Annotated in this window: 8 protein-coding genes; 5 read left to right on the top strand and 3 right to left on the bottom strand. The window is 73.2% G+C overall.

Annotated features, from left to right (window positions below; genetic code table 11):
• The first annotated feature begins 162 nt into the window (after positions 1 to 162).
• The 3 genes from ABT034_RS28950 to ABT034_RS28940 are packed head-to-tail and all read left to right on the top strand — an operon-like array spanning position 163 to position 2,757.
• Positions 163 to 1,572 (top strand): cytochrome P450, encoded by a 1,410-nt coding sequence (locus ABT034_RS28950; protein ID WP_351220013.1) that lies wholly within the window; start codon positions 163 to 165, stop codon positions 1,570 to 1,572.
• 4 nt (positions 1,573 to 1,576) lie between these two features.
• On the top strand, positions 1,577 to 1,795 hold the full coding sequence (locus ABT034_RS28945) for an MbtH family protein (RefSeq protein WP_351220012.1): 219 nt from the start codon (positions 1,577 to 1,579) through the stop codon (positions 1,793 to 1,795).
• Positions 1,796 to 1,815: 20 nt separating this feature from the next.
• Positions 1,816 to 2,757, top strand: a complete 942-nt coding sequence (locus ABT034_RS28940) for an ATP-binding cassette domain-containing protein (protein WP_351220011.1) — start codon at positions 1,816 to 1,818, stop codon at positions 2,755 to 2,757.
• Between the two features lie 99 nt (positions 2,758 to 2,856).
• Here ABT034_RS28940 and ABT034_RS28935 read toward each other — a convergent pair whose 3' ends face one another.
• From ABT034_RS28935 to ABT034_RS28925, 3 genes are read right to left on the bottom strand one after another with little or no spacing between them, the layout of a single operon-like run.
• On the bottom strand, positions 2,857 to 3,522 hold the full coding sequence (locus tag ABT034_RS28935; RefSeq protein ID WP_351220010.1) for a 4'-phosphopantetheinyl transferase family protein: 666 nt from the start codon (positions 3,520 to 3,522) through the stop codon (positions 2,857 to 2,859).
• A 15-nt stretch (positions 3,523 to 3,537) separates the two neighbouring features.
• Complete coding sequence (locus ABT034_RS28930; protein WP_351220009.1) at positions 3,538 to 4,200, bottom strand: response regulator transcription factor; 663 nt, start codon at positions 4,198 to 4,200, stop codon at positions 3,538 to 3,540.
• Positions 4,197 to 5,150 (bottom strand): sensor histidine kinase, encoded by a 954-nt coding sequence (locus ABT034_RS28925; protein WP_351220008.1) that lies wholly within the window; start codon positions 5,148 to 5,150, stop codon positions 4,197 to 4,199. Before ABT034_RS28925 ends, ABT034_RS28930 begins: the two co-directional genes overlap by 4 nt.
• Before the next feature lie 210 nt (positions 5,151 to 5,360).
• On the opposite strand from ABT034_RS28925, the gene ABT034_RS28920 reads away from it, so the two are divergent.
• Together ABT034_RS28920 and ABT034_RS28915 are read left to right on the top strand one after the other, a co-directional pair.
• On the top strand, positions 5,361 to 5,846 hold the full coding sequence (locus ABT034_RS28920) for a cation:proton antiporter regulatory subunit (RefSeq protein WP_351220007.1): 486 nt from the start codon (positions 5,361 to 5,363) through the stop codon (positions 5,844 to 5,846).
• Between the two features lie 7 nt (positions 5,847 to 5,853).
• The gene (locus ABT034_RS28915; RefSeq protein ID WP_351220006.1) at positions 5,854 to 7,098 is read left to right on the top strand and encodes a cation:proton antiporter; all 1,245 of its coding nucleotides are present in this window, start codon (positions 5,854 to 5,856) and stop codon (positions 7,096 to 7,098) included.
• The last annotated feature ends 44 nt before the right edge of the window (positions 7,099 to 7,142 follow it).

Here is a 7,142-nt window from a genome sequence, read left to right as displayed (position 1 = left end):
GCCGCCCCCCGCCGCGGGGCGGGGGCGGGGGGGGGGGGGGGCGGGGGCGGGCCCCCCCCCCCCCCCCGACCCCTCGTACGACCGCTCCGTCCGCCCCACCTTCGCCGTGCGCAGGCGGTCCCACCGCCACCTCTCCGCCGTGTTCCGAAGGGAGCACCCGCCATGAGACCCACCGCACCGCAGCCCGCAGACCCCGGCAGACCGCCGGCCTCCGACGACCCCGGCAGACCGCCGGCCCCCGACCCGGTCAGACTGCGGGTCCTCCACCCCGCGGGGCCGGAGGTCCCCGACCCCGACAGTGTCGACCTCACCGACCCCCGTACCTTCACCCGCCCCGACCTGCGGGCGATATGGGCCCGGTTCCGCGCCGAGCGGCCGGTCCACCTCCACCGTGCCACCCCCGGCGCGCCCCCCTTCTGGGTGCTCTCCCGCCACGCCGACGTCGTCGCGGTCTACCGGGACGACAAGCGGTTCACCTCCGAGCGCGGCAACGTCCTCGCCACCTTGCTCCAGGGCGAGGACTCGGCGTCCGGGAAGATGCTCGCCGTCACCGACGGGCCCCGGCACCGCGAGATCCGCAACCTCATGCTCAAGTCCTTCTCGCCCCGCGTCCTCGCACCGGTCGTGGAGGGGGTGAACCTCCGCACGGCGGCCCTGCTCGACGAGGCGCTGCACCGCGGCGCGTTCGACTTCGTCGTCGACCTCGCGGACCACATCCCGATCAACACCATCGGTGACCTGATGGACGTACCGGTGGGGGACCGCGAGCAGCTCGTCCACTGGAACACCATGACCCTCTCCCGTACCAGCGAGGAGCACGGAGCGGAGGAGGAGTGGCTCGCGCGCAACGAGATCCTCCTGTACTTCTCCGGCCTCGCCGCCCAGCGCCGCAGGCACCCCGGCGAGGACGTGATCAGCGCCCTCGCCACCGGCACCGTCGACGGGCGGCTCCTGACCGAGGACGAGATCGTCTTCAACTGCTACAGCCTCATCCTCGGCGGCGACGAGTCCAGCCGGATGTCGTCCGTCGGCGCCGTGATCGCCCTGGCCGAACACCCCGACCAGTGGAAGGCGCTGAAGGAGGGAGCCGTCGACACCGCCACCGCCACGGAGGAGGTACTGCGCTGGACGACCCCGGCCATGCACTTCGGCCGGCGCGCCCTCACCGACGTCGAGATCCGCGACCGCACCATCGCCGCGGGCGACGTGGTCACCCTGTGGAACAGCGCCGCCAACTTCGACGAGGAGGTCTTCACCGACCCGGAACGCTTCGACCTGGCCCGTACGCCCAACAAACACGTGGCGTTCGGGCACGGACCGCACTTCTGCATCGGCGCGTTCCTCGGCCGCACCCACGTCGAGGCGATGCTCCGCGCCCTCCGGGACAAGGCCGGAGACCTCGAACTCCTCGGCAGCCCGCGCCTGCTCCACTCGAACTTCGTGTACGGCTACACCAGCCTCCCCGTCCGTATCCACCGCCCCACCCCGCACGGCGCCGACGGCATCAGCCCGGTGTCAGCGGCCCCTGCCACAGTCGAGCGGACCCGCGAGTCCGCGACAGATGGGAAGTGACCACATGCCGAACCCCTTCGACGACCAGAACGGCACGTTCCTCGTCCTGGTGAACGACGAGGCCCAGTACTGCCTCTGGCCCGCCTTCGCACGGATCCCCGACGGCTGGACGGTGGCGCTCGGCGAGAGCACCCACGACACCGCGACGGCGTACGTGGAGGAGCACTGGACGGACATGCGCCCGCGCAGCCTGCGCGAGCAGGCCCCGGACCCGGTGCGCTGAGCGCGGTGGGGGCGGCAGAGGTGGACACGGCCATCCGGGCCGAGGGCCTGCGCAAGCGGTACCGGGACGTCGAGGCGCTCTCCGGCATCGACCTCCAGGTGCGCGCCGGCACGGTACTCGGTCTGCTCGGCCCCAACGGGGCGGGCAAGACGACCACCGTGCAGGTGCTGACGACGCTCGTCGCGCCGGACGGCGGACGCGCGGAGGTGGCCGGCTTCGACGTGGCCCGGCAGCCGCACGAGGTACGCCGGCGCATCGGCCTCGCGGGCCAGTACGCGGCCGTCGACGAGGTCCTCACCGGGCACGAGAACCTGACGCTGCTCGGCAGGCTGCTGCACCTCGGCCGCCGGCCGGCCCGCCGGCGCGCGGACGAGCTCCTGGAGCGCTTCGGCCTCACCGCCGTGGCCCACCGGCCGGCCCGTACCTACTCCGGCGGCATGCGCAGGCGGCTCGACCTGGCGAGCTGCCTGATCACCTCGCCTCCCGTGCTGTTCCTCGACGAGCCGACCACGGGACTCGACCCGGTCAGCCGGATGGCGCTGTGGGAGCTGGTCCGGGAGCTGGTGGACAACGGCGTCACCCTCCTCCTGACCACCCAGTACCTGGAGGAGGCCGACTTCCTCGCGGACCAGATCGCGGTCGTCGACTCCGGCCGGGTGATCGCCGACGGCACCCCCGACGCCCTCAAACGCAAGGTCGGACGGGAGTGGCTCGAAGTGACGGTGCCGGCTCCGTCGGACGTGGGCGCGGTCCTCGCCGCCCTCGGCCCGGCGCTGACCACGGTGCCGACGGTGGACACCGCAAGGGGCACGGTCTCCGTCCAGCTCGACGACGGCCTCGGCGACGTCGCCGACGTCGCCGTCGCGCTGCGCGACGCGGGCATCCAGGTCAGCGACTTCACCGTACGCAGGCCGACCCTTGACGATGTCTTCGCGCATCTGACGGGCCGGCCCGCGGAATGACCCCGGCCCCTCCGGGCCCCGGCGGGCGACGCATCCAACCCCCGCGCGTCGCCCCGCCGCGGGCCCGGAGGTGCCGGACCCGCCGGACGCGCCCTCCGGTCACGCCCGCCTGAGGGCGACGGCCGTCACGACGAGACCGCCGCGGCACAGCCAGCGCCCCTCAAGCACCTTCAGATGATCGCCGTCCGGGCCGTCGTCGGGGACGCCGACGTACGCGGTGAACGTCCCCGCTCCCGGGTCGATGAGGACGTCCGCGTCCCCGAAGTCCAGCTCGCGCCCGGTCAGCGGGTACCAGACCTTGAACACCGCCTCCTTGGCGCTGAAAAGGAGACGGTCCCAGCAGACCTCCGGCACGTACGCGGCCAGCTCGCGGAGCCGGGCGCGTTCCCGCGGCAGGGCCACGAAGTCGAGGACGTCGTCGTCGAGCGGCGCGTTCGGCTCGGCGTCGATGCCGAGCCCGCGGTAGTCGGAGACCCGGCCGACGACGGCCGCGCGGTACCCGGCGCAGTGCGTCATGCTCCCCACGAGCCCGGCCGGCCACCGCGGAGCACCCCGTTCCCCCGTCACCAGCGCCACCGCCGGCGCACCGAGCGCGCTCATCGCGCGCCGGGCGCACATACGGACGGCTGCGTACTCCTGCCGCCGTTTCGGCAGGGCGCGCGCGAGGGCGGCGGCCTCTTCGGGAAACAGCGCGCGGACGTCCGACTCGCAGTCGCGGAACGTGTGGGCGGCGCTCGCGGGCGCGGGTATCAGTTCCTCGATCACGAGACCCGAGCGTACCTACGGCTCGACGAGGCCCACCCGGATCGCGTACCGCGTGAGTTCCAGGCGGTCCCGCATGCCGAGTTTCTGGAGGAGGTTGGCGCGGTGGCGTTCCACCGTCTTGGGGCTGATGACGAGGAGGTCACCGATCTCCTTGGAACTGTGGCCCTCCGCCACCAGTTTGAGGATCTCCTCCTCGCGTTCCGTGACGGCCTTCGCGGGGAGCGGTCTGCCCTGTTCCGCGTGGTCGAGGTAGGTGCGGATGAGGGCCGTCTCGGCGCCCGGGTAGATGAACGGCTCGTCGCGGACCGCGGCCCGGCACGCCTCGACCAGGTCGCGGTCCGCCACCGACTTCGGCACGTAGCCGCTCGCTCCCGCCTTGAGCGCCTCGAAGAAGTACTGCTCGTTGTCGTACATCGTGAGCATCAGGATCCGCAGCTCCGGCTGGAGGCGGCTCAGTTCACGGGCCGCCTGGAGGCCGGTGCGCAGCGGCATGGAGATGTCCAGGACGGCCAGGTCGATCCGCTCGGAGCAGGCGAGCGCGACCGCCTCCGCCCCGTCCGCGGCCTCCGCGACGACCGTCAGGTCCGGTTCCGCGTCGAGGATGAGGCGCACTCCTCCCCGTACCAGCGCGTGGTCGTCCGCGAGCAGGACGCGGGTGGGGGAGTTCGGGTCCTTCATGACGTCGCCGCCCTGTCGCTCGTGGTGTCCAGCCGGACTTCCGTCCCGCCGTTCGCGCCCGCGCGGACCGACAGCTCCGCGCCGATCAGCAGGGCGCGCTCCCGCATCCCCCGGAGGCCCGCGCCGTCGGGCGCCCCGCCGATTCCCCGGCCGTCGTCCTCGACCAGGAGGCCCACCCCGCCGCCGGGCAGACGGCGCAGGCTCAGGCCGACCCGGGTCGCGCCCGCGTGGCGGGCCGTGTTGGTCAGCCCCTCCTGCGCCACCCGGTAGAGGACCAGTTCCGTCTCGTGGTCGAGCTTCGGGAGCCCGGCCTCGATGTGCGGCCGGACCGTCAGGCCCCGCGTCGAGAACTCGGAGGCGAGCGACCTGAGCGCGCTGTGCAGACCCAGCTCCTCCAGGACCCCCGGCCGCAGGCGGCGCGCGATGCGCCGGATCTCGTCCAGGCCGGCCCGTGTGGTCTCCTGCGCCTGGTGGAGCTCCGTCCGCAGCTCGGCGGGGGCGTGGTCCGCCGCGTGCTTCAGCTGGAGGAGCACCGCCGTGAGGGTCTGCCCGACCTCGTCGTGCAGTTCCTGCGCGATGCGGTGCCGCTCGGCCTCCTGCGCGGAGAGCGCCCGCGCGCTGCTGGCGGCCCGTTCCGCTTCGAGCCGGCCCAGCATCGTGTCGAACGTCCGCGTGAGGTCGGCGATCTCGCCGCGCCCCGCCACCTCCGACCGCCGCCCGGGCTTCAACAGGTCCGCCGTCCGCATCGCCCGGGTGAGGCGCTGGAGCGGCGCGAGACCGACCCGCAGGAGGAAGGCGTTGGCGAGGAGCATCGCGACCAGGCCCGCCACGAGCACGACCGCCTCACCGGGGAGTACGGGTGTGGAGACCGTGACGGGGCCGAACAGGAGCAGGACGGCGACGAGCAGGACCGAGGCGTTGAGGAGGAAGATGCGCCAGTACAGCGTCACTGCCCCGCCCCCTCGGCCGTCCTCGTCGATCTGCGCCGCGCGTCGGTCCGGTGTGCCTCTGACCTGCGGTGGGAGTCTTCACCCCGGCCCATCCTGACCACTTTCCCGGGCCCTGTCCATCCGTGCCGGCACCCATGTTCCGGGGCTCCGGGCGGATGACACCATGGCCTGCGTCACGACCACCCACGTACGACAGGAGGGGACGGGCCAGTGCCTGCTCCGCGGACGAGAACGACACCCCTGCCCGGCATCGGAGTCCAGTACGACCTCACCACCCGGGAGCACCGCCAGCTGTCGGTCATCGCGCACCGCGACGGGACCCGCACCGTGAACGTGTACCGGGCCGACGACCCCGACGCCTGCGCGCAGTCCCTGCACCTCACCGAAGCGGAGACGGCCTCGCTGATCGACGCGCTGATGCCCGCCCACCACAGCCCCAACGTCCTGCACACCACCGACCTGGGCCTCGTCGCCGAACGCGTCGAGCTGTCCGCCCACTCGTACTGGAACGGACGGCTCCTCGGCGAGACCCGGATGCGTACCGAGGCCGGTGCCTCCATCGTCGCCGTACTGCGCCGCTCCGGCGCCGTACCGTCCCCGACGCCCGCCTTCCGGCTCGCCGGCGGTGACACCCTCATCGTCATCGGCACCCGCGAGGGCGTCGACGCGGCCGCCGCGATACTCGGTCGGGAGTGAGGGCGGCGTGCACTCCGCGGTCTTCCTGATCGAATTCGGCGCCATCATCCTCGGTCTCGGCCTGCTCGGGCGCTTCGCCGGCCGGTTCCGCTTCTCCCCGATACCCCTCTACCTCCTCGCGGGCCTCGCGTTCGGCAAGGGCGGTCTGCTGCCGCTCGGCGCCAGCGAGGAGTTCGTCGCCATCGGTGCCGAGATCGGGGTGATCCTCCTGCTCCTCATGCTCGGCCTCGAGTACACCGCGAGCGATCTCGTCTCCAACCTCAAGACCCAGTACCCGGCCGGTCTCGTCGACTTCGCCCTCAACGCCCTCCCCGGCGCCGCCGCCGCGCTGCTGCTCGGCTGGGGCCCGGTCGCCGCCGTCGTCCTCGCCGGCGTCACCTGGATCTCGTCCTCCGGAGTCATCGCCAAGGTCCTCGGTGACCTCGGGCGCCTGGGCAACCGCGAGACCCCGGTCATCCTCAGCATCCTGGTCCTCGAAGACCTCGCCATGGCCGTCTACCTGCCCATCATCACCGCCCTCCTCGCCGGTGTCGGCCTCGCCGCCGGCAGCGCGACGCTCGCCATCGCCCTCGGCGTGGCCGGCGCCGTCCTGTTCGTCGCCGTCCGCTACGGGCGCCTCATCTCCCGCTTCGTCTCCAGCGACGACCCCGAGAAGCTGCTCCTCGTCGTCCTCGGCCTCACCCTGCTCGTCGCCGGCGTCGCCCAGCAGCTCCAGGTCTCCGCGGCCGTCGGGGCGTTCCTCGTCGGCATCGCCCTGTCCGGCGAGGTCGCCGACGGCGCCCACGCGCTGCTGAGCCCGCTGCGTGACCTGTTCGCCGCGGTCTTCTTCGTCTTCTTCGGTCTGCACACCGACCCCGCCAGCATCCCGCCGGTGATCCTCCCGGCACTCGCCCTCGCCTTCGTCACCGCCCTGACGAAGATCGCCACCGGCTACTGGGCCGCGCGCCGCGCCGGGATCGGCACCAAGGGCCGGTGGCGGGCCGGCGGCGCCCTGGTGGCGCGCGGCGAGTTCTCCATCGTCATCGCCGGGCTCGCCGTCACCGCCGGGGTACAGCCGCAACTGGGCCCGTTCGCCACCGCGTACGTCCTGCTCCTCGTCGTCGTCGGCCCCCTCACGGCCCGCTTCACGGAGCCCGTGGCGGCCCGCCTGACGAGGCTCCGCAAGCCGCCGCGACAGCCGGAGCCCCCGACGCGCGGGCCGGTCACGGCGCCTGAGGCCGCGGCGCCCGAGGCGGCCTCCGACCGCGTCTGACGAACCGGCCGGAGCCGCGCTGGGCTGACCCCGAGGTCTGGCCG

Origin of the sequence: Streptomyces sp. NPDC002773 (assembly GCF_040295605.1) — a bacterium.
In the GTDB taxonomy this organism is placed as follows: domain Bacteria; phylum Actinomycetota; class Actinomycetes; order Streptomycetales; family Streptomycetaceae; genus Streptomyces.
Note: the sequence above shows the minus strand (reverse complement) of the source record. Positions and strands in the feature narration are given on the sequence as shown.

Coding starts and splice junctions, on each gene's coding strand:
- ABT034_RS28950 (WP_351220013.1), top strand. CDS start 163: ATGAGACCCACCGCACCGCAGCCCGCAGACCCCGGCAGACCGCCGGCC.
- ABT034_RS28945 (WP_351220012.1), top strand. CDS start 1,577: ATGCCGAACCCCTTCGACGACCAGAACGGCACGTTCCTCGTCCTGGTG.
- ABT034_RS28930 (WP_351220009.1), bottom strand. CDS start 4,200: ATGAAGGACCCGAACTCCCCCACCCGCGTCCTGCTCGCGGACGACCAC.